This window comes from Fibrobacter succinogenes, assembly GCF_902779965.1.
In the GTDB taxonomy this organism is placed as follows: domain Bacteria; phylum Fibrobacterota; class Fibrobacteria; order Fibrobacterales; family Fibrobacteraceae; genus Fibrobacter; species Fibrobacter succinogenes_F.
Genome location: NZ_CACZDK010000004.1, coordinates 98,280 through 118,454, shown reverse-complemented (window position 1 = coordinate 118,454; position 20,175 = coordinate 98,280). Strand labels below are relative to the sequence as shown.

The following is a 20,175-nucleotide window of genomic DNA, read 5'->3' as shown; positions in this document are numbered from 1 at the left end:
GTTACTAGTTACTAGAGAATTCCATATTAAGAATTCTAGTAATTAAATTCTAGTAACTAGCCCATAGGGCGAAGTAACTATTAACTAGTAACTAATTACAGCGTCCAATGGTATTCAAACCCGAGGCTTATAAAGCAATCGATGGTGGATTTGCCGATTGTTGTGGGGGCGGCGCCTGCATCGGGGGAGGGGGCTTCATAGAGGTCGCGACCGCGGCTAGAAATGCCTGCGCGGAGGTCTACGCCATAATGCTTTTTGAATACGAACTGTCCGCCAATGCCTACGAGTGCGCCTTTATAAAGGTCCTCGAATTTAATGCGGTACTTGTAAGCTTTTGATGGGGTTTTGACTCCCTTCTTGAGCTCGATATCTTCGACGTAGAAGGTGTATTGGAAACCGAGGAAAAATAGCGGTGTAATGTTAAGCCATGGCGTGATGGGGTATGTCATGGATAAAAGCGCGTTGAGCCCGATATCGTGCTGTCCGAAATCCCAATGATCGAGTTCCTTGTAGACTGTATCGGAATGGTCGATTTTCATATCGCGATTGGAATAGCGGTACATGAATTCGATGCCGATAAAGCCATGCCACGTGAGGCCTGCGTAAAAGCTGAGGAACGGGTCTGCATCGTCGATAAAATTCCAAAGGCTTACGGAATCCTTTGTGGCGCGGTAGTTGCGCACTCGGCTTTTGGTATGGCTGCTCGTCCAGTTATCGGGAGTGAGCGGAAAATGGGCTTGTGAAAAACCAACACCTACGCCAGCCCAAATTTTTAAATTCGGAACTTCCTTGTAAAGGTCATCGGGTTCTGTTTGCATTTTGAGACGTTCTTCTTTGGTGAGGCGGCGCTTGGTGCGCTTGTCAAAGAATGTGGCAGCAATGTCATCACCGAGGGCTATTTTATCGCTGTTTGCTTTGACGATGCCTGCTGCTTTTGGCTCTTGTGCGGTCTCGTCAAAAATTGCTACTTGAATAAACTTTCCTTGAGGTGCGAGGAAAAGAACGATATTGTCTTCGAGAACTTGAATCTTTGCAGCCATGCCGGGGTGCCTTGCGCGCAAGTAACTTGATGGCAAACCTTTTTCTAAGTTGTTCGAAAGCCAGGAGCCATAGCGCATGGCGATGGTGTCGCGTTCCCATTCCCCAAATTCGCGGCATTTGGGTTCTCCGATTCCGGTATTGTTACGGCGGAGTGATAGGCAAAATTCGTTAGTGCTAATGGGCGAATTGCCGTCGAGTGACCAAATCAAGATGGTTGCGTCTTTCCACAACGTGAAACGCGAATCGAAGAAAACTTCGGAGGCATTTGCAAAAGCCGCAAGGAATAAAAGTATGGCGAGGAGTTTTTTCATTTGACCACTCCTTCGTAGATATTCTTGCGGATTTTTTGGACGGCAATCTGGATGAGGTTCGTCAAGTTTGCAAGCTTGTAGGTCGTGATGGGCTGCTGGATTTCGTCAACAGCGCTGAAAAGCGGGCGCTGCTTTAAATTGTCCCAAAGTGTGTACGAGAAAACGGCGCTCACGTTATCGGGCTTGCGGATATTGCCGCTTTCGTTGTGGATGAGCGCATAGTCAAAGAAATTTTCGCGCTTCAAGTCCGTACCGATAATGAATTCGTGCAGAATCAAGACAACTGGCGGAACATTGCCGGCGGTGTCCTTAATGGCGATACCTTGTTCTGGAATGTGTCCCTTGATAAAGATGCGTTCGTCAAGTTTTAGGCTTTCTTCGGGAAACTTGGTGTTTGCTGAATCCGGAATAACAATGAGGTTCCCGTATGCCTTGCGCAATTCTGTTTCAAATGTGTTGCGGCAGTGGGTTGTTCCTTTAATTTGAATGCTATCCGTGCCGATTTCGAGGCGCTTGGCAAACCAGTTTGAACGAGTAATGACAAATGCGTTCTCGATGCCTGTAACAGCAATGCCGCCATAAGGTGCCTTATGGTACGCGGGGTGGCTTGTTGTCCAATGATAAGAATCTGCACACCCGGTGAGCATGCAGATTGCAAATCCAATGGATAAAATTGACTTCTTAAACGTCATTTGCTCTCGTGGATTTCGCGGGAAGAACTTGCAGTTTTAAACTGCTCCCCACTTTTCGCGGTAGGCATAGACGCGGTCAAGGATTCCTTCGGGGGCGTTGATTGCCTTGCGGTTTTCTTCGTTTTCGAGGAATGCAATGATGTCATTGATGTTCACGATGGAATGGGCTTCGATGCCGTATTCATCTTGAACGGTCTGGAGTGCAGACTTGCCGTTATCGAGCTTTTCCTTGCGATCCACAGAAATCAAAAGACCGATGACATTTGCGTTTTCAATTTGAGAAAGCGCCTGCATTGTTTCGTTGACGGAAGTGCCTGCGGTAATCACGTCTTCGATGATGACGACGTTTGTCTTTTCGGCGTATTTGTAACCGACAAGAGAACCGCCTTCGCCATGGTCCTTGACTTCTTTTCTGTTATACGTAAAGGTAAGGTTTTGGGAATAAAGGTCAGAAAGCTTCATTGCCGTTGCGGCGCAGAGCGGGATGCCCTTGTAGGCCGGACCGTAGAGGTTCTGGGCCTTGCCGTCAAAATGAACCATGAATGCCGAAGCGTAGAATTCAGCGAGTTTCGAAAGAGAAGCTCCGGTGCGGAACTCTCCGGTGTTGATAAAGTAAGGTGTTTCGCGACCGCTCTTGGTCACGAAGTTGCCAAATTTAAGAGCGCCAGATTCTACGAGAAAGTGAACAAAATTATCTGTATTATTCATTTAAAATTCCTAGCCTTTAGCTCCGATGAGGAGCGCAACAACTTCTGAAATCACGTTGTAATCCGTAATAAACTGGATGGCAAACATTGCCACCAAGCATACTACGCAAAGTACTAAATAGCGATGGAAGGATTTTTCGAATCCCTTGATTTTTAGCTTGAAAATGAGCCAAACTCCGAAGCTCAGAATGGTGCTGAATACCCATGCCGCAGATGTGTTCAAGTCGACGAGACGGCTTACTGCGAATGTAATGGTAATGCCCGGCAAAAAGAAGAATGCAAAACTCAAGACAACGAGCAATGCAAAACCGACATAGTAGGCGAGTCCGCGGTCTTTTTTGATAATGACCTGGGGGCCACCAATTGTGGTCTGCTCTTCTTCGCCCGTCATCGGGTTTACAAACGTTTCCGGTTTGAACTGCTTGTACGGCGAGTTCGAAGATTCTTTCTGCTTTGCGGGACGAATCACTTCGCCTGTTAAAGGATTGACAATTTCTTTATCATCATCTACAGGTTCGACGCTAGTCTGTGTGACTTCGGCTGTAGCTTCAGTCTTGACTTCGCTGTCTGCGGAAACAGTCGGTTCCTGAGCGGGGACTTCATTCTGGTTTTCTTCGGACATTGGTGACTCCTAGAGAATAAACGTTCTGCCGGCGTGAACGAACACGCGGTGTTCAAGCCAGAGCTTGAGCGCTTGAGAAAGCGTACGCTTTTCGATATCCTTGCCGAGTTCAACAAGTTCGTCGATGCTTGCGGTTTCTGGAACGCGCTGGATGTCTTGGCAAATAATCGGACCTTGGTCGAGGTCTTCGGTGGCAAAGTGCGCCGTTGCACCGATAATCTTCACACCCTTGTGCCATGCCTGGTGGTAGGGCTTTGCCCCCTTGAATGCCGGGAGGAATCCGTGGTGGATGTTGATGATGCGGTACTTGAATTCTTCGGTAAAGTTCTCGCTCAAGATCTGCATGTAGCGGGCAAGGACAATCGTATCTGTTTTTGTTTCTTCGATGATTTCGCGGAAACGATTTTCGGGAATGGTCTTGTCCGGGTTAGACGGCACATAGTAGAACGGAACACCAAAGGAACCGCCTACAGGGCCCAAGTCCGGGTGGTTTCCGACGATGCAACTGAATTCGCAGGGGAGGTCGCCATCGCGATGCTTGAGGAGAAGGTCATAAAGGCAGTGGTCGGTCTTCGAAACAAAAATGGCAACGCGTTCAGTCTTAGATGTGTCAAAGAGTTTCCAGTTCAACTGCAAGTGCGGAGCGATGGTTTCGAGGTGTCTTTTGACTTCGGGAATGTCGTCCGATTCAATGTCGAATACGGCACGCAAGAAAAACGTTTCGATATCCTTGGCGGTGTGTTGCTGGAGGTCGATAATATTAGCTCCGGCTTTGGCGAGAACTTGCGTTGTGCCGGCGATAAGTCCCTTTTGGTCAGGGCAAAGAATTTGAAGAATATAACGAGTCATAGACATACTATAATATTAAAAAATTTAGGGCATTTTACCAAACAATTTACATTCAAGTAGATAAAAAATAACTAACATTGCAATAAGTAAATAGAATGGATTAAAAAATGGAGAGAATTAAATTGTTCAAACTAGGAATTTGCTCAGTGCTCATGCTGTCCGTTGCCCAGGTTTTTGCGGCTCCGCCGAAAACGTGGGATGCTATTTTTAATGCCGAAGGACAGGGCGATTATGCTGCTGCCAAAATTGACGGGGATATCCGTTTTGGTGAATACACGCATTACAAGAATGTCCAACCGGTTTCATTCCGCATTTTGGATGACAAGTTTGATTTTTCTGTTGCGGGTAACATGACAATTCCGGCAAAGTTGGTCGAAGATCCGAATTTCTACGACAACTGCCGCAACACCATGGAAGCGTGGGTTTCTTACTTTGACAAGCCGCGTCGCTTTGGTAATCAAGAACAAATTATCAATATTGCCGGTGTCGATTTTGCTTGCGGTAACGACTTGTTCAATATTTATGATTTGCGTATAAAGTTTACAAATCCGCAGGCCCAGAAGGCTTGGGTGGCTGAACTCGAAGGTCGTCAGAAATACAAGCGTGAACAGCTTTCGGCGTTCCGTAAGGCCGAGCAGGAACATCGCGCTATGATTCGTGACAAGTCTACGTCTTTTACGGACCCGCGCGATGGACAAGTTTATCGCATTATCAAGGTGGAAGGTCGTGAATGGTTTGCTCAGAACGTGAACTACAATGTCGAAGGTCATTCCTGGTGCTATGAAGACAAGGATTCTTACTGCGCTCGTAGTGGTCGCTTGTACGACTTGGAAGGCGCTCGCAAGGCTTGCCCTGAAGGCTGGCACTTGCCGCGTGACCGCGAATGGTCTGATATGCTCAAGGGCCTCACGGGTTGCTATGATGGCGTTGATAAGTGCGGTAACTTTGCTTCCAAGATGAAGGCTACGACTGGCTGGCAGGGCGGTGGCGGTACCGACGAATATGGCTTTACTGTTTTCTCTTCGGGCTATCGCAAGCTCCTTGGCAGGTCTACGGTACGTTACGAAGATATGGGCGAATATGCTGGTTTCTGGAGTGCTCAGAATGGCCGCAACGAAACGATTTGGCTTTGGGCTATGGGCCGCATGAGTGATCAGATGGTTCGCCAGCTTGTCCCTGCAACTGCAAGGAATAATGGTTATTCTGTGAGATGCATTAACGGTAATTAGTAGACAGTAGGAAGTAGTCGGTAGGAAGTTTTCCAAATGCAAAAAACGAGAGCTTAAAAAGCTCTCGTTTTTTTTTTACTGTCTACTAGTACTTTCGCTTTGCTCAAGTACCAAATGCTGGTCTCGGTCATGCCAAAACAAGTTTTGTCGCGACACTCGACCTACGCATTTGTCTAACTGTCTACTTCTTACTTCCTACTTCCTACTGCGCGAAGCGCGCTGCTACATCTGGCGGATGGGGAAGAGGCCGAGGAGGTCGAGCACGTTTTCGAGCACAATCTGCGTCGATTGTACAAGGAACAAGCGGGACTTTTCTTCGGCAGATCCGAGCACGCGGTCTTCGTGGATGAACTTGTGTGCGGCTTCGGCAATTTCCAGGGCGTATTGCGCGAGCACGCTCGGTTCATCGTCCTTGACGGCGGCGAGAATCTTTTCACCCTTCTTCGCGAGAATGTTGATGAGGCTGTAGGCGGCGTCATCGGTGAGCTGCGAGTAATCGACATCGGCAACGTTCACCGTGTAGCCGGCTTTGCGCATGATGCTGCAAAGGCGCACGTGGGCGTTCTGCACATACGGACCCGTATCACCTTCGAAGCTCATCACGGCATCCCAGTCAAAGCGAACATCCTTCAAGCGGCTGTTCTTGAGGTCGTTGAATGTGAGTGCGCTAATACCGATCTGGCGTGCGATGAGTTCCTTGTTTTCGAGAGTCGGATTCTTTTCGTCGATGAATTCGAGAATCTTCTTCTGGGCAGCTTCGATTACATCGCGGAGGAGACTTGCCGTTCCGGTACGCGTCTTTCCTTTTTCCCACTTGCCATCGACCATCTGGAGGATCACGCCGAACGGAATGTGGTACATGTCCTTGTACCATTCGCGGCCCATCTTCTTCAAAACGTGGAATACCTGCTTGAAGTGGAGCGCTTGTCCAAGGTCCACCACGTAAAGGCACTTGTCAAAGTTGTATTCCTTTTTGCGGTAAATGGCTGCGGCGAGGTCGCGGGTTGCGTACAACGTGGAACCGTCGCTTTTGCGGATAAGGCACGGGTTCAAGTCGAATTCGTCGAGCATCACCACATCGCGTTCCTGGCTGTTCACCAACAGGTTCTTTTCGCGGAGTTCGTCGAGAACGGCCGGAATCTTGTCTTCAAAGAAGGATTCGCCAGTGTAATGGTCAAAGCCAACGCCCATCATGTCGTAAATGCGCATGAGTTCCTTGAGCGTGGCGGCGCGGAATGCGGTCCACAGCTTGCGGTAGAAGGCGTCGCCCTGTTCGAGCTTTGTGAATGCGGCGCGTGCTTCGTCTTCGAGACCGGGCTCTTCCTTGGATGCTTTGGAGAAACTGGCGTAAAGGATGTTGAGTTCCTTCACGGTGAGGGCATCCAGCGTGGCATCGTCAGTCGGGAGCTTTTCGCGGAGGTACATCACGATGAGCTTACCGAAGGCTGTACCCCAGTCGCCCAAGTGGTTGATGCGTTCGACCTTGTAACCGGCAGCCTTGTAGATGCGGGCGAGCGAGTTACCGATCATTGTAGAACGTAGGTGGTGGAACGCGAGTTCCTTACCGATGTTCGGGGAACTGTAGTCGATGCAGACGACTTTGCCATTCGGAGCGGCATGGCCGTATTCCAAGCCCTTGGCGGCGATTTCGCCCAATGTTTCCTTGGCGAGGAAATTGCGGTCAATGAAAAAGTTCAAATAACCGTTAACGGCTTCGACTTTCGAAAGGCCTGCAGGGAGTTTCACTTGTGCAGCGAGGTCTTCGGCAATGAGCTTCGGAGCCTTGCGGAGTGTCTTTGCAAGAGAAAAACACGGGATAGTGAAGTTTCCGTGGCTTGTATCAGGCGGTACGGAAATAAGTTTCAATGCGGCATCTTCAGCAAATGCTCCAGTAGCGGCAAGAGCCTTTGCGATTTCTGCATTAAATGAGTTCATTGTCGTCTCCAGACTTCTTAGCGTCTTCGCGGATGAAGTCATGCTCATCAAGGTTTATAAGTTTGCCGTCTGCGTACAGGCGGTCGAAAGAAATTTCATTTCTCTTTTCTTCTTCGAACAGGTGGACCATCAGGTCAAGACCCGCATCAAAGATGGCCCAACGGACACCTTCCTTGTATTCAACGCCGATATAGTGGAGTTTGCGAGCCTTGAATTCCTTGGTGAGTTCGTTCAAGATGGCCTGCATCTGGGCTTCGCTTTCGCAAGTCGCGATGAGGAAGTAATCCGCTTCGTTCTTGACTCCACGGAGGTCGATGAGCTGCACGTTTTGGGCGCGAAGTTCAAAAAGGATACCTGCACCAAGCTTAACGGTTTCAGAAAAATCTTGGTTATTTGTTGCTGTCATGTTTATCTCCCTGATCGGGTTCTACTATTTGTTGAAAATCTCTTCCGGTGTGCACTACGGCATCGACCGTGGCATTCTTGTTCAACAGCACCAAGACGTTTTTAGTCTTGAGCGTGGCGGCAAGCGCCTGTGCGCCTTCCCATTCTGGGTTACGGAGTACGATGATGGTCTCGTCGTAGTTCTGGAGTCGTTCGTTATCGATATGGACGACATCAAATCCGTTGTTGCGTAAGAAAGAGCGCATTTTTACGGCGGCGCCTTTCATGCTGCAACTGTTCAGCACTTCCACTTCGCCTTTGATGCGGCGGACTTCGCGAACAACTGGGGCTTGCTTTTCTTCTTCGCAACCTGTAAAGAGGAATGCGGCAAAAACAGCCGAAGAAACCCCTACGGCAAAGTTTAGATGGAGTGCTTTAGAATAGTTTTGGAGCATTCTTTGCTGTAAAATTTAGAAAAAATAAAAAGACCCCGCGGCGTGCGCGAGGTGACAATGTAGAATAGATGTGTGATGAGACTGTATAGATTTCTTATGTGGTTATGCTTGCGAAAAAATTACTGGCAGAGTACGGTGCATCTTGAAGAACTGCGGTCATGAAAGAAGCTGCGTGGGCCGTAAGCCTTGACCGCGTCTCGTTCGTTGACGTATGCCACTTTCAACAAAACGTTTTCGCTAGGTCTGTATTCCAATGCAATATCTGGAATTATCACACTGACATTGCCTTGGCGCATGTCTTCTCTTGCAATGCGGGAGCCGTTGCTGAGGTTGGTGTAAAGCGGCATCCAAAGACCAACGTTTGCGTACAAGTGAAGGTCTGGTGTAAATTCGTAGGCGAAATGCCCCATAAAGCTTTGATTTGCAAATGACCCGAAACTTCCTGCTACGAAATTGAGCGAATAGGAATATGCCACTTTTAAGGCCGGATCGAATGTTTGGTGACGGACCATGCGGTCGGAATCAAATTCGCGGTTCCAAGGAATGCCGCCGTTTTGAATTTCGTAATTGGTGCCGACTTCAGTGTTTTGGGGGGCTGTAGCTTCGGCAATGACTTGAGATGCCATTCCGGTTGATTTAAGATTTGCGGGTGCATCCGCAAAGGCTAGCATTGTTATGCTAAGGGCAGATAAAATAATGTATTTCATATTCATGTCAATGAATATACAAAAGTGCGCAAGGCGAGAGTAGCAAAATCGTGCTTGCGCGAATTTATTACCGAGCCGCTGCCACGGACGCTGAAAGCGTCAAAAGTGCGCAAGGCGAGAGTAGCGAGAAAGCTAGCTTTCTCATTACCGAGCCGAAGCTACGGATGTCGAAGACATCAAAAAGTGCGCAAGGCGAGAGTAGTAGAATTTATCTGCAATAAAGAGGGCTGCTCCACGGACAATCGTCGTAGAAGTAACGGTGTGGGCCGTAAGCCCTGAATGCATCGCGTTCGTTGACGTACATGACTCTAAATGTCACTTTGTCGCTGGGCTTGTATTCTAGCGCGATGTCTGGAACTAGAACGCTTATGTTCCCTTGCCTTACATCTTCTCTAGCAATCGGAGCTCCAAAGCGAATGTTAGAATATAGCGGCATCCAGAGACCGACGTTTGCGTACAAGTGAAGATTAGGCGTGAATTCGTAAGCGAAATGCGCCATAAAACTTTGTTGTGCAAAAGAACCGAGCGAACCGCCGATAAAGCTCACGGAGTAAGTGTAAGCAACTTTCAATGCGGGGTCGAAAGTGTCGTGTCGCACCAAACGTTCTGGGTCAAAATGCTCGCGATTCCAAGGAATGCCGCTTGATTGAATGACGTAAATTGTGTCGACAATAGTATCTGTCGGTGCGGTTGTGGAAATTGTTGTTATATCGCGGGATTGGACCACAGACGAATCGGTCTTTGCAGGGGAGGCTGCAAAGGCTATCGTTGCAAGCAAAATGGTCAACAACAATACACGCATGATTTGAATATAAAAAAAGAAGAGATTACAGGCTATTCTGTAATCTCCTATTGTGTGAATTTTTAGAATTTATTACGAGTTTTCTTTCTTGGAATCGTCATTTTTCGTGACTCCGGCGAGTTTTGCACCGAACATGGATCCAAGAACCGTGCGGAGATCAATGCCGAGCGAGTCGGTAAGGCCGTTCGTGACCTGCGTGAGTGTTTTGGTGATGTCGCCCGTGAGCTTTGCCGTATTGCCTTCGCCGTACATGGTGATGTTGCCAATCTTTTCCATCGGCTTTGCGATAGCAGCTGCAATTTGTGGCATTTGCTCGAAGTATTTTTCAATCGTCTTGAGCTGCATTTCTTGACGAGCAGCATCGCCGTAAAGCTTCATGGCTTCGGCCTTCTTGTTGAGCGCTTCGGCTTCGGCAAGACCTTGAGCCTTGATCGCTTCAGCTTCGGCGAGACCCTTAGCCTTTGTCGCTTCTGCTTCTGCTAATGCTTTTGCCTTTGTGGCTTCAGCTTCGGCGAATGCCTTTTCCTTTTCGGCTTCTGCAATTTGCTTGATTGCCTTGGCGCGCTGTTCTTCTTTATAGCGGATGGCTTCGGCGTCTTTCTGTTGCTGGAAGAGTTCGGCTTCGGAACGCTGGATTTGTGCTTGGCGGTCGGCTTCGGCTTTCTTTTCGATTTGGGCCTTAAGTTCCTTTTCTGTCACCATGACCATGCGTTCGCGAATTTCAATTTCCTTTTCTTGCTTCGCGACTTCAGCCTCGGCCTGAGCCACGTTAATTTCTTTTTGCTGAGTCTGCTTCTGGATTTCGTAAGCGGCATCTGCAATTGCTTTTTCCGTGTCAGAAATCTTTTGCAGGTTCGCTTTCTTCACGGCAAGATCGTTTTGCTTCTGCGCAATTTCGAGTTCTGCGGCAACGGCGGCATCGTTAGCTTCTTTCTTGGCCTGCGATTGAGCAACGCTGATGTCTCTTTCGGCATTTGCCTTGGAAATCGCGGCGGCTTTGCGGATGGCAGAAGTCTTATCGACACCAAGATTTTCAATCACGCCGTTTGCATCTTCAAAATTCTGGATGTTGAACGTCTGCACCACGATACCGAGCTTTTCAAGGTCCGGAATGGCGTTCTCGAGCACGAGTTCAGAGACTTGCTTGCGGTCGCCCACGAGATCTACGAGCTGCATGCGGCCTACGATTTCACGCATGTTACCTTCGAGAATATCAACAATCATGGCGCGAATGTCTTCTGGCTTTTTGTTCAAGAAGTTCTGTGCAGAAGATTTGAGGCGGTCCGGATTGTCCGAAATCTTGGCGGTCACGACGGCGTCGACAGAAACGTTGATATAGTCCTTAGTCGGGACGGGGCTTCCTGTTTTCACATCGATCTGAATCAATTGCAATGAAAGATGGTCGGCGCGTTCGAAGAACGGAATTCTGAAACCGGCACGGCCGATGATAACCTTAGGTTCTTTGCGGATACCGGAAACAATGATGGCTTCGTCTGGAGCAGCTTTGATGTAAGACATCGTGAAGATGCAGATGAAAAAAAGTGCTGCGATGCCTACAGCGACATACATTAAGTCTATTTGCATTGAATAACCTCAATTTGTAGTTTGCTTTTAATATACAACATTTACATTGTTACAAAAAGCTAAATCGAATATTTTTTTGAAATTTATTGGGGGAGCGAATAGAGTTTTGATGCAGAAAAAAAGCCCGCGCACTAAGTTAGGTGGCGGGCAAAATACAGTGCTCAGCAGAGCTTAAATCTTTTCGATGATTTCGTTCTTTGCGTTGACGCGGATAACGGTTGGTTTCCAAGTCTTGGCTTCTTCCGGAGACATCGTTGCATAAGCTACGATAATCACAAGGTCGCCTGGCTGTACCAAACGTGCTGCTGCACCGTTCAAGCAGATTACGCCAGAACCGGCTTTACCTTCGATAACGTATGTATCGAGGCGAGAGCCATTGTTAACATCAAGTACGCCTACTTTTTCAAAGGGGAGAATGCCTGCTGCATCCATCAAATCGCGGGCGATGGTGATGGAACCTTCATAATTGAGGTTTGCATCGGTAACTGTAGCGCGATGTATTTTGCTTTTAAGTAATTCTAGCTGCATTGCTGCTTAGAACTTTACATTGAAGAAACTTGCTACGCCCTGGTCCGGTGTCGGAAGAACGCCAAAGCTGAAGCGGTTTGCGTCTGGATTGCTATCCCACTGGGTGCTGATGAATGCATCTGCGAATGACCAGAGGTGTGCTGCCAAAATTCCGCCGAAACCCCACCACCAGTTGCCCTTGTCTTGAACCTTAAGGACAACAGTCACTGCGATACTGCCAATTTCAAGAACATCCATAAAGGTTGCCTTGGCAGTTTGCTTTGTTTTCCACTGGTAGTAAGAAGGAATCAAAAGAGAAATGTAGGCGCTTTTCTGATCACCACTGCGATAGCGGTAAGAACGGTCGATGTCTGCATCTTCCATGCCTTCGGCACGCTGGCTGAGCCAATCTTCTTCGCTCACACCGAGTCTGTTCCAAGGTTTCTGGAGATATTCTGTCGGGCGGATGCCGAGCTCGACGAGCTTTGTCAATTTTTCACGAGATACGCCTTGTTCTTTTGCCTGCTGATATTCCCATTGGGTAAGACCCATATCTTCGTACTTAAAGCCTTCCCACTGGCCACCGGCAGCTTGAGCTGTACCAATGTTTGCCTGAGAAGCCTCAGCGTTAGCTTGTGCGATGGAATCTGCAGTTGCAGCGTCTTGGAAATCATCAGAAAAGAGGTCGTCAGACTGAGCAAACGCTAATGAGCCCGCGAATAATACAGCAGAAAGCATTTTGAACATGTTACTCATTTGGATCTCTTTCTTAAACGTTTAATGCCGGGGGAGGGAATCGAACCCTCACACTCTCGCGAGTACTGGATTTTGAGTCCAGCGCGTCTACCAATTTCACCACCCCGGCGGGGGAGCAACACAAATATAGCACTATTTTTGCTTTTTTTGTAGGTATAATGCGAAAAAACGCAAGTTTTCTGCGTTAAAAACTGTAAAAAATTTTTTCGAGTATAATTTTATTTGCTTAAAGAGCTTGTTTTACGAGTAACGGCCTGAATTCCACGTGGATTGGAGTGAGTTTTTTTGCTCCGTAGTCCACTGCGCTTTCCTTTGTATCAAAAGGACCGGTGCGCACGATATAGAGGACTTTACCGCTTTCAAGCGTGTTTTGGCTGATTGTGCAGGCGATGTTGCGTTTTTTCAAGTTGTCAACGAGCAAATCGGCATTGGATTTGACGCTGAATGCGCCCAGTTGCAGTTGCCATGTAGATTTTTCTTCGGCGTTTTTTGCTGCAGGGACTTTAGTCGTGTTTGGTTGCGTCGGTGGAACAGGTTGCGCAGATGCTGTTTGTGTTGCGTTTTGCGCGGGAGGTTGCTTAGCTGCTGCGGTTTGCATTGGCGCTGTTTTGGTGGACGCTTCGGTTTTTGCCTTGCGCGCTTCTGGGTTCCCTAGATTTTGGCAAGCTTCGTTCAGGTCTTCGTTGCGGGTGCGGCTTTGCACTGCAGAACAGACTTTTTGCAACACTGTAACTTGGTGCGGCTGTGAAGTTTCAATTGCATGGATGAGGGATTGTGCGGCTTTGTTGTAACGGCCAAGGTACAGCTGAAACTGAGCCTTAGTCATCATGAGGTCTGTATAAATAGTTTTTTGCGGATTGGTCTTGTCGATGAGGGAGTCTAGGCGCTTACCGGCTTTGGTGAAATCTGCGGTTACGCCTGTTTGAGAGAGGGCGAGGATATTCCACAAAAAACATTCAGTACGGCTGGAATCGGGTTGTGTGGGGCAAACGACTTCGTAAGCGGAGGCTGCTTCTTTCCAGTTGCCGTTGACATACGCTTTTTGTGCAGAAGCCAGTGTTGGTGCGGTTTCTGCGAAGGATGCTGTTGTGGAAAATGCGCTCAGGGCGCCAGAAATAACCAAATTACGAATAAAATATTTAGCCATATTGCCCTCTATTCCAAAAATATAAATTTTTGAGGGATTTTACAAATGTGAAAACGTGTAACTCGTTGAATATCTTTGAGTTACGTAAATGAACCGCAAGGCGGGGTCTGCGATATATACGAGCGTGTTTTATACGAGCGTGCCGCGGAGCGTCCAACCGCGGATGTCGTCGATTTTAACCTGCACGTAATCGCCCGGCTTGATGATGTGTCCTTCTTCGGGCTTGAAGATGACCTTCTTGAAATTGTCTGTTTTACCAACAAATTCAGTCTTGTCGCGAGTGGAGCTTGCTTCAACGAGGATTTCTTCGGTGCGGCCGATCATCATCTGGTTGCGCTTGAGCGTAATGGCGTTCTGGAGTTCCACGAGGCGCGTGTGGCGTGCGGACTTTTCTTCGGGCGTGAGAATTTCAGGCTCGTTGAACGATTCCGTTCCCTTGCGCGGGCTGTAAATGAACATGTAGGCGGTATCGAACTGGCATGCTTCAAATGCTTTGATAGTCTGTTCGAAATCTTCATCGGTTTCGCCCACGAATCCGCAAATGACATCTGTCGAAATGGCGTAATACGGGTCATGGCTACGCAGCTGCTCGATGACGGTCATGTATTGTTCCATGTTGTGCTGGCGGCGCATCTTCTTGAGAATGGCGTCGGAGCCGCTCTGGAGCGGAATGTGCGCGTAATGGCAAACTTTCGGGTTGTTCAAAAGAACGTCGATGAGTTCGTTCGTATAATGGCGCGGGTGCGGGCTTGTAAAGCGGATGCGCTTGATGCCGCCGATTTCGGAGACCTTTGTCAAAAGCGTGGCGAAGTCTTCGGTGGCGGTCTTGTAGGCGTTTACGGTTTGCCCGAGCAGCATGACTTCGGTAATGCCCTTGTCGGCGGCTCTGCGGACTTCGGCGAGGATGTCATCTGCTTCGCGATATTTCTCGGGACCGCGGAGGTATGGCACGATGCAGTAGCTGCAGCGCTTATTGCAACCGCGCTGGATGGCAACGAACGTGCTGAAGTTATTGCTCAACTTGGCGTAGTCGCCGAGGTAGTTTTCGTTGCGGTCCTCGTCGATGAACATCTTGTGGTGCGTCTTGTGCAGCGGGCTTTGGGCGTCGCCGAACAGAAGCTCCGGAATTTTGCGGTATTGGTCCGGGCCCACGATGTAGTTCACGTTCTTGAGGCGCTTCAACAGTTCCGGGCCGCGGTTCTTGGCCATGCAGCCGCAAACGACGACTTTCACGTCGGGATTCTTTTTGCGCAAGTACTTGAGCTTGCTGATGTTCGCAATGGCGGTTTCCTCGGCCTTTTCGCGTACGCTGCAGGTGTTCACGATGATGATGTCGGCGTCTTCCTGGTTGTTCGTCTCGACGCAGCCGCACATGTCTAGCTCTTGAGCTATCATCGCGGAGTCGTATTCATTCATCTGGCAGCCGTATGTGGCCAAGTGGTATTTCGTCATGCGGCCAAATTTAGTAAAAGTGCGCAAGGCGAGGAATGCGCGAAAGCTTGCTTTCGCATATTTGAGCTGCCGCTACGGACGCCGAAGGCGTCAAAAGCGAGCGACGCGCGAGTCAAGCTTGCTTGAACGAGCATGTCCGAGCCGTACTAAATGCACGCAAATCGAGTGCCGCAGACGATGTTTTTACATCGTCTATGGTCGAGATGCAGCTGCATGACATTGCAAATGTCAAATGCACGCGAAGCGTGCCAATTTAGTAAAAGCGTGCAAGGCGAGCGACGCGCGAGAAGTGCGAAAAACGCAAAAATCTCATCATCTCAATGGAAAGTTCTGAAAAGCCTTTGTGCCAAAATGATGTGAAAAAAAATTGTAAAAGAAATTTTTTTGCATTGATTGTTTATTTTGAATTTTGTTATTTATGGCCATGGCAAATTTCTTTAGCAAATATTTTAGTGAAATTGCATTGTTGGCTACAGCGGTGCTGTGGGCTGGTTGCGGTAATGTCGATGATGATTCGAAAAATGAAAAGTCGGTAAGCAACTCTTCGAACAGTTTCGGTGTGACTGAAATATCCAATTCCGTTGAATCGACTGAATCTGCAGCGTTACAGAATGTAACGGAAAAAGACGATTCTCTTGCGAACGAGATTTCTAAAGATTCTCTTGATGCGAACGCCCAAACGGTCGTATTGTTGGATTCTGCAAAACAGCTTGAAGTGCAACGGACTAGAGATAGCTTGATGAAAGTTTTTTTCCCTATTGAAAGATCCGGTAAAGATTGTCAACGTTTTGATACTCGTGGTATTTTGAAGTGTCTAGTGCAGATGCAGTTAAAAGAAATGAGGCGTGTTAGGAAAAATTTTGGAGAAAATGTTTTTCTTTATGGAGTTGTTACATCGCGAGATGATGTAATAAGATATCTAAACTCTGCTGCTAAAGGTCGTGTGCAAGAAATAAATGAATCGGATATTATTGTTGTCAATGATAGTGTCTCGGCTGTTTTAAATGTGGTTCGCCAACGATCATCTACTGTGCGTCTTATTTACAACATGTTTTTGAAAAAGAATCCAGAATTTAATGGAACTGTTGTTTTGAAAATTAAGATAAATTTGAACGGTTTCGTTGAAAATGTTGAAATTGATTCTTCGACAACGGGCTATGATGAATTTGACGAAGAACTTAAGAAAACTGTGAAATATTGGAATTTTGGCGAAAAAAATGTTCAGGGAACATTTAAGATCCCGTTTACGTTCTATAAGGATTGAATGCTTAGAACAGACTCTTAATTTTTTTTGATAACTTCCTGCAGTATTCTTCTAACTCCCTATTAAATTATGGCAAATTTCTTTAGCAAATATTTTAGTGAAATTGCATTGTTGGCTACAGCGGTGCTGTGGGCTGGTTGCAATGTCGATAATGATTCTAAAAATGAAAAGCCGGTAAGCAACGCTTCGAATAGTTTCGGTGTAACTGAAATATCCAATTCCGTTGAATCGTCTGATTCTGCGGCGTTGCCGCATGTATCGGGAAAAGACGATTCTCTTGCGATTGAGAATCCTAAAGATTCTCTTGATGCAAATTCCCAAACAGTCGTATTGCTGGATTCCGCGAAACTGCTTGAAAAACAGCGGACTAGAGATAGCTTGATGAAGGCTTTTTTCCCGATTGAATGGAATGATGTAGAAAAAAAGAAAGACGGATATCAATATGCTCTTATGCGGAGGTTTATTTTTGCAAAAAATCGTGATTCGATTTTGAAAGCTAGATCAGATTTAGGCTCTGTTATGTGTTATTATGGTGTTATTGCGGATAGGAATAGACTACGTCGTCTTGGCTTTAATGATGGTTCTGAAGGTCGATTTAATAATGGTCCTGGAAACGCTTCTGTAGATGATGGGTTATCGTTATTGGATTATTCGAATACGATTTCATCTAGATGGTTTGTGAAAGTTCTTTATCAAAATATTGAATTCGCAGACAAACAAACTATTAATCAAGATATGGTTTCTAGAGTTGAGCGTGTTCTTCGACAAAGAAGTCCGGGTTTAAGGCTTATATACAGAAAATTCATCAAGAAAAATTCTGCTAATACATTTCAGGGAAAAATCGTTTTAAAGTTGACGATTGCTGCTGATGGAACCGTAAAAAAATCTTCAATAAAGAAATCGACGACGGGTGTTAAAAGTTTTGATGAAGAGATAAGAAACGCAGCAAGTCGATGGACTTTCTCTAAGGTTGAATCTGAGACGACTGTTTATGTGCCTATTCGTTTTTATGAAGAAGACAAAACTTCGTCGCAGCCTAAATAATCGAAAAAATTTATTTTCCTGCTGATTTTTCTGATTTGAATTTTGTTATTTATAAAACATGGCAAAAAACTTTAGCAAATTTCTTGGCAAAGTGGCACTCATGACCGCGGCGGTATTGTGGGCTGGTTGCGGTGATGCTGAAAAAAAAGCTGAGGCTCCTAAAACAGATAATCCTAAAGCGGAGGATGTTAATAAACAGCAGTCTGATAGCCTCAAGGAAAAGTCGATTTTTTATCCGATAAAGTTGAAAAAGGTTGAAATCTCTAAAATTTATCGTGATAGTTTTCCTGTAAAAGCTGAAAAACCTAACTTGGATGGACTATTGCAAACAGTGGCTCTTTATGGCGTTCTTTCGGATGTTGTTTGTGATGGTTGTGCTCGTGAGTATGTTCGCCAGTGTCGTATAAAGCCATTGTCTGAAAAAAATGTTGTCATCAAAGGGCTTGATATTGATGTTCAAGCTTTTTTAAAGGTATATCGCCAACGAATTCTTGGCTTACGTTATGTCTGCTCCAAGAATATAAGGAATCGTTCGGATTCTGCAAATGAATTTGAAGGGAAAATTGTTTTGACGTTGAAAATTGCTTCAAGCGGCAAGGTTGAAAAAGTTGAGATTACATCGACTACAATCGCTGAAAATAGCCCCTTTAGCGCCATGAATGAAGAAATAAAAGAATCTGTCAGTCGTTGGGTGTTCCCGAAAACGCAGAAAGGCGCAACTTTTACATTTCCTGTTAATCTGTACGAAGTATCTCTTCGGCGTCCTCAAGTGCTTTAGAACAGCCTTTGTCGCCGACCAAATAATTTTGTATAATCATAGTTATGTCTAGGTTCTTTAGAGAAAATTTTCATAAAATTACGCTGTTGCTCACGGCCGTATTTTGGGCTAATTGCGGTGCTGCGGAAGAAAAACAAGATATCCCTCAAAAGGAGCTGTTAAGGATTCCATAAAAACGGCGGCAAAAAAAATAGAGATAGTGGAGTTTTATTATGGGGTTCCTGCGCCTTTTAATTATCAAACAAACTATATATCTATAGAAGTACGTCCATATGACATTGATGACGCTATTAGTGAAACGTCAAAACAATATTCAAGGGATTTATTAGTAAATCCGTCGATGAAAAAGTAAAGAAAATATGCAGAGCTTTTAAAAATGAGATTGGGTTTATTTCTATTGCTTGTTTTATCTACGGCCAGTCAAATATGGGCTCGAATAGTTGAGGTTATGCCTAAAAAAGAAGAGGTTCCGTTATTTCGGGATTCAAGTGCTAAAGAAGAGATATGCCGTTTACCTTTGAATGAAGAAGCTTTTCTTCTAAAAGATCGTGGTGAATTTGTGGTGTTGAAAACGCACTCGTGCATTGGATGGGCTAAGAAAGATTTGCTTGTGAAAGTAAGAGAAATTCCAGATGATGGATGTGACGATTGCGTTTTGGGAATGCCTCGAGAAAATTTTGAAGAGTTTATTCAAAATTTTAATCAAAATTCAGAAGAGAATAATTAGTTTAGAATTATCTTTGTCGCGATGATGGAATCATCTAATCAATAAACTTCGCGAAATCCTTGATATGGCCGGTGGTGTATCGTGGCGACAAGGGGAGTAGATTCTCTGCTTTGCCGAAGCCTTCGAAGAGCGTGATGCAGTCGATGCCTGCGTTCTTTGCGGCTAGAACATCAGGCGTGTCGTCTCCAATCATAATTGCTTTTTCGGGGACGATCCCTGTTTGGCGTAGGATCTCGAAAATCCCAGCGGGGCTTGGCTTGCGTTCGGGCGTAGTGTCGCCGCAGAGGTAAGTGGCGAACGATTTTTCGAGTCCGAATTTTTCGAGAATCTTTTGTGCGGGAGCGACCGGCTTGTTCGTGAGCATCGCCGCGCATTTAGTCCCGGCGCAGTACCCATTACCATTAGTGCAGTTCTCGTCACGATTGATGTTTGCGATTCGTTGAACGAGTTTTATAACCCCTTCGTACGGTTCCGTGTTTTCGGTGCAATGTTCCCAATAGTATTCAGAATAAACTTTATGAATTTCCTTGATGTTTTCTTCGCTGTAGCCATTGCTGCTTAGCACGGCGGCGACTTTATCGATATCACGGATGTTTTCCATGCCTACATAATTAGCGGCTACCGCTCGACGGATGAGGTTCATGGATCCGTTACCGATGAAAATTTTTACGTCTTCGTTGGGATGTGTTTTAAGCCCGAATTGCTTCATTGCATAATTCACTGCGGGCGCCAAATCGCCAAGAGTATTGAATAGCGTTCCGTCTAAATCGAAAATGAACAGTTCTTTTTTCGAAAGCAATGCTTTGAGTTCGTCGTGTGGAGTCATGGCGCCAAATGTAGAATTTTGTATATTCATTTTATGCCGAAGTCTTTGATTATTTCCATTCTGCTAAGCCCAATCTTTTGGGCATGCGCATGTGCATCTACTGATAGTTGTGCTGAAGAATGGTACGGACCGACGGATCGCGAAACAGTGGATCGAAAAAATGCGAAATGTCTGGATCAAGAAAAATACGATTCTTGCCTCAGCAGGCATTTTAATTCGCAGAACTCCGATGTTGTTGCGCAATGCCGCGAAGAGGCTATGTATTTGTGCAAGGATAGAAAGATGCGTTAGTTTTTGACATGTTTCGGATGAAGTTTTACTGGATTCTTCACTTCACTTCGTTAAGTTCAGAATGA

Annotated in this window: 22 protein-coding genes and 1 tRNA gene; 6 read left to right on the top strand and 17 right to left on the bottom strand. The window is 46.4% G+C overall.

Annotated elements, in window-relative coordinates; genetic code table 11:
- Nucleotides 1-95: 95 nt before the first annotated feature.
- From HUF13_RS02955 to purU, 5 genes are read right to left on the bottom strand one after another with little or no spacing between them, the layout of a single operon-like run.
- A complete protein-coding gene (locus HUF13_RS02955) occupies nt 96-1,352 on the bottom strand; it encodes a hypothetical protein (RefSeq protein ID WP_173473739.1) in 1,257 nt (418 codons plus the stop codon).
- Nucleotides 1,349-2,044 carry a hypothetical protein gene (locus tag HUF13_RS02950; protein WP_173473738.1) on the bottom strand — a complete coding sequence of 232 codons (696 nt, stop codon included), beginning with the start codon at nt 2,042-2,044 and terminating at the stop codon, nt 1,349-1,351. The genes HUF13_RS02955 and HUF13_RS02950 overlap by 4 nt, the downstream gene beginning before the upstream one ends.
- A gap of 36 nt (nt 2,045-2,080) precedes the next feature.
- The gene (gene pyrE, locus HUF13_RS02945) at nt 2,081-2,752 is read right to left on the bottom strand and encodes an orotate phosphoribosyltransferase (protein ID WP_173473737.1); all 672 of its coding nucleotides are present in this window, start codon (nt 2,750-2,752) and stop codon (nt 2,081-2,083) included.
- Between the two features lie 9 nt (nt 2,753-2,761).
- Nucleotides 2,762-3,373, bottom strand: a complete 612-nt coding sequence (locus HUF13_RS02940; protein WP_173473736.1) for a hypothetical protein — start codon at nt 3,371-3,373, stop codon at nt 2,762-2,764.
- Nucleotides 3,374-3,382: 9 nt separating this feature from the next.
- On the bottom strand, nt 3,383-4,222 hold the full coding sequence (gene purU / locus HUF13_RS02935) for a formyltetrahydrofolate deformylase (RefSeq protein WP_304038753.1): 840 nt from the start codon (nt 4,220-4,222) through the stop codon (nt 3,383-3,385).
- A 107-nt stretch (nt 4,223-4,329) separates the two neighbouring features.
- On the opposite strand from purU, the gene HUF13_RS02930 reads away from it, so the two are divergent.
- Nucleotides 4,330-5,451 (top strand): fibrobacter succinogenes major paralogous domain-containing protein, encoded by a 1,122-nt coding sequence (locus HUF13_RS02930; protein WP_173473734.1) that lies wholly within the window; start codon nt 4,330-4,332, stop codon nt 5,449-5,451.
- A gap of 222 nt (nt 5,452-5,673) precedes the next feature.
- Here the strand turns inward: HUF13_RS02930 and argS are convergent, their stop codons facing one another.
- The 11 genes from argS to miaB all read right to left on the bottom strand — a co-directional run bounded on the left by argS (nt 5,674) and on the right by miaB (nt 15,180).
- Nucleotides 5,674-7,386, bottom strand: a complete 1,713-nt coding sequence (argS, locus tag HUF13_RS02925; protein ID WP_173473733.1) for an arginine--tRNA ligase — start codon at nt 7,384-7,386, stop codon at nt 5,674-5,676.
- Nucleotides 7,373-7,792 carry a ribosome silencing factor gene (gene rsfS / locus HUF13_RS02920; RefSeq protein WP_173389639.1) on the bottom strand — a complete coding sequence of 140 codons (420 nt, stop codon included), beginning with the start codon at nt 7,790-7,792 and terminating at the stop codon, nt 7,373-7,375. Before rsfS ends, argS begins: the two co-directional genes overlap by 14 nt.
- Nucleotides 7,776-8,225 (bottom strand): LytR C-terminal domain-containing protein, encoded by a 450-nt coding sequence (locus HUF13_RS02915; protein ID WP_173473732.1) that lies wholly within the window; start codon nt 8,223-8,225, stop codon nt 7,776-7,778. Before HUF13_RS02915 ends, rsfS begins: the two co-directional genes overlap by 17 nt.
- Nucleotides 8,226-8,344: 119 nt before the next feature.
- Nucleotides 8,345-8,932 carry a hypothetical protein gene (locus HUF13_RS02910; RefSeq protein WP_173473731.1) on the bottom strand — a complete coding sequence of 196 codons (588 nt, stop codon included), beginning with the start codon at nt 8,930-8,932 and terminating at the stop codon, nt 8,345-8,347.
- A gap of 208 nt (nt 8,933-9,140) precedes the next feature.
- A complete protein-coding gene (locus HUF13_RS02905) occupies nt 9,141-9,734 on the bottom strand; it encodes a hypothetical protein (protein WP_173473730.1) in 594 nt (197 codons plus the stop codon).
- A 72-nt stretch (nt 9,735-9,806) separates the two neighbouring features.
- Nucleotides 9,807-11,318 (bottom strand): flotillin family protein, encoded by a 1,512-nt coding sequence (locus tag HUF13_RS02900; protein WP_173473729.1) that lies wholly within the window; start codon nt 11,316-11,318, stop codon nt 9,807-9,809.
- A gap of 171 nt (nt 11,319-11,489) precedes the next feature.
- Nucleotides 11,490-11,846, bottom strand: a complete 357-nt coding sequence (gene panD, locus HUF13_RS02895; RefSeq protein WP_173473728.1) for an aspartate 1-decarboxylase — start codon at nt 11,844-11,846, stop codon at nt 11,490-11,492.
- 6 nt (nt 11,847-11,852) lie between these two features.
- Nucleotides 11,853-12,581, bottom strand: a complete 729-nt coding sequence (locus HUF13_RS02890) for a hypothetical protein (RefSeq protein ID WP_173473727.1) — start codon at nt 12,579-12,581, stop codon at nt 11,853-11,855.
- A gap of 25 nt (nt 12,582-12,606) precedes the next feature.
- Nucleotides 12,607-12,690, bottom strand: a tRNA-Leu gene (locus HUF13_RS02885).
- Nucleotides 12,691-12,807: 117 nt separating this feature from the next.
- A complete protein-coding gene (locus HUF13_RS02880) occupies nt 12,808-13,728 on the bottom strand; it encodes an SPOR domain-containing protein (RefSeq protein WP_173473726.1) in 921 nt (306 codons plus the stop codon).
- Nucleotides 13,729-13,857: 129 nt separating this feature from the next.
- Nucleotides 13,858-15,180: a tRNA (N6-isopentenyl adenosine(37)-C2)-methylthiotransferase MiaB gene (miaB, locus tag HUF13_RS02875; protein WP_173473725.1), complete on the bottom strand. Its 1,323-nt coding sequence runs from the start codon at nt 15,178-15,180 to the stop codon at nt 13,858-13,860.
- Between the two features lie 424 nt (nt 15,181-15,604).
- Here miaB and HUF13_RS02870 point away from each other — a divergent pair, with 424 nt between their 5' ends.
- From HUF13_RS02870 to HUF13_RS02855, 4 genes are all read left to right on the top strand, one after another.
- Complete coding sequence (locus HUF13_RS02870; RefSeq protein ID WP_173473724.1) at nt 15,605-16,444, top strand: TonB family protein; 840 nt, start codon at nt 15,605-15,607, stop codon at nt 16,442-16,444.
- Between the two features lie 69 nt (nt 16,445-16,513).
- On the top strand, nt 16,514-17,488 hold the full coding sequence (locus HUF13_RS02865) for a TonB family protein (protein WP_173473723.1): 975 nt from the start codon (nt 16,514-16,516) through the stop codon (nt 17,486-17,488).
- Nucleotides 17,489-17,546: 58 nt separating this feature from the next.
- Entirely contained in the window at nt 17,547-18,266 is a 720-nt protein-coding gene (locus HUF13_RS02860; protein WP_173473722.1) for an AgmX/PglI C-terminal domain-containing protein, read from the top strand.
- A gap of 448 nt (nt 18,267-18,714) precedes the next feature.
- Nucleotides 18,715-18,993 carry a hypothetical protein gene (locus HUF13_RS02855; protein ID WP_173473721.1) on the top strand — a complete coding sequence of 93 codons (279 nt, stop codon included), beginning with the start codon at nt 18,715-18,717 and terminating at the stop codon, nt 18,991-18,993.
- Nucleotides 18,994-19,027: 34 nt separating this feature from the next.
- Here HUF13_RS02855 and HUF13_RS02850 read toward each other — a convergent pair whose 3' ends face one another.
- Nucleotides 19,028-19,849, bottom strand: a complete 822-nt coding sequence (locus HUF13_RS02850) for an HAD family hydrolase (protein WP_304038751.1) — start codon at nt 19,847-19,849, stop codon at nt 19,028-19,030.
- 3 nt (nt 19,850-19,852) lie between these two features.
- On the opposite strand from HUF13_RS02850, the gene HUF13_RS02845 reads away from it, so the two are divergent.
- Nucleotides 19,853-20,110, top strand: a complete 258-nt coding sequence (locus tag HUF13_RS02845) for a hypothetical protein (RefSeq protein WP_173473720.1) — start codon at nt 19,853-19,855, stop codon at nt 20,108-20,110.
- Nucleotides 20,111-20,175 lie beyond the last annotated feature (65 nt).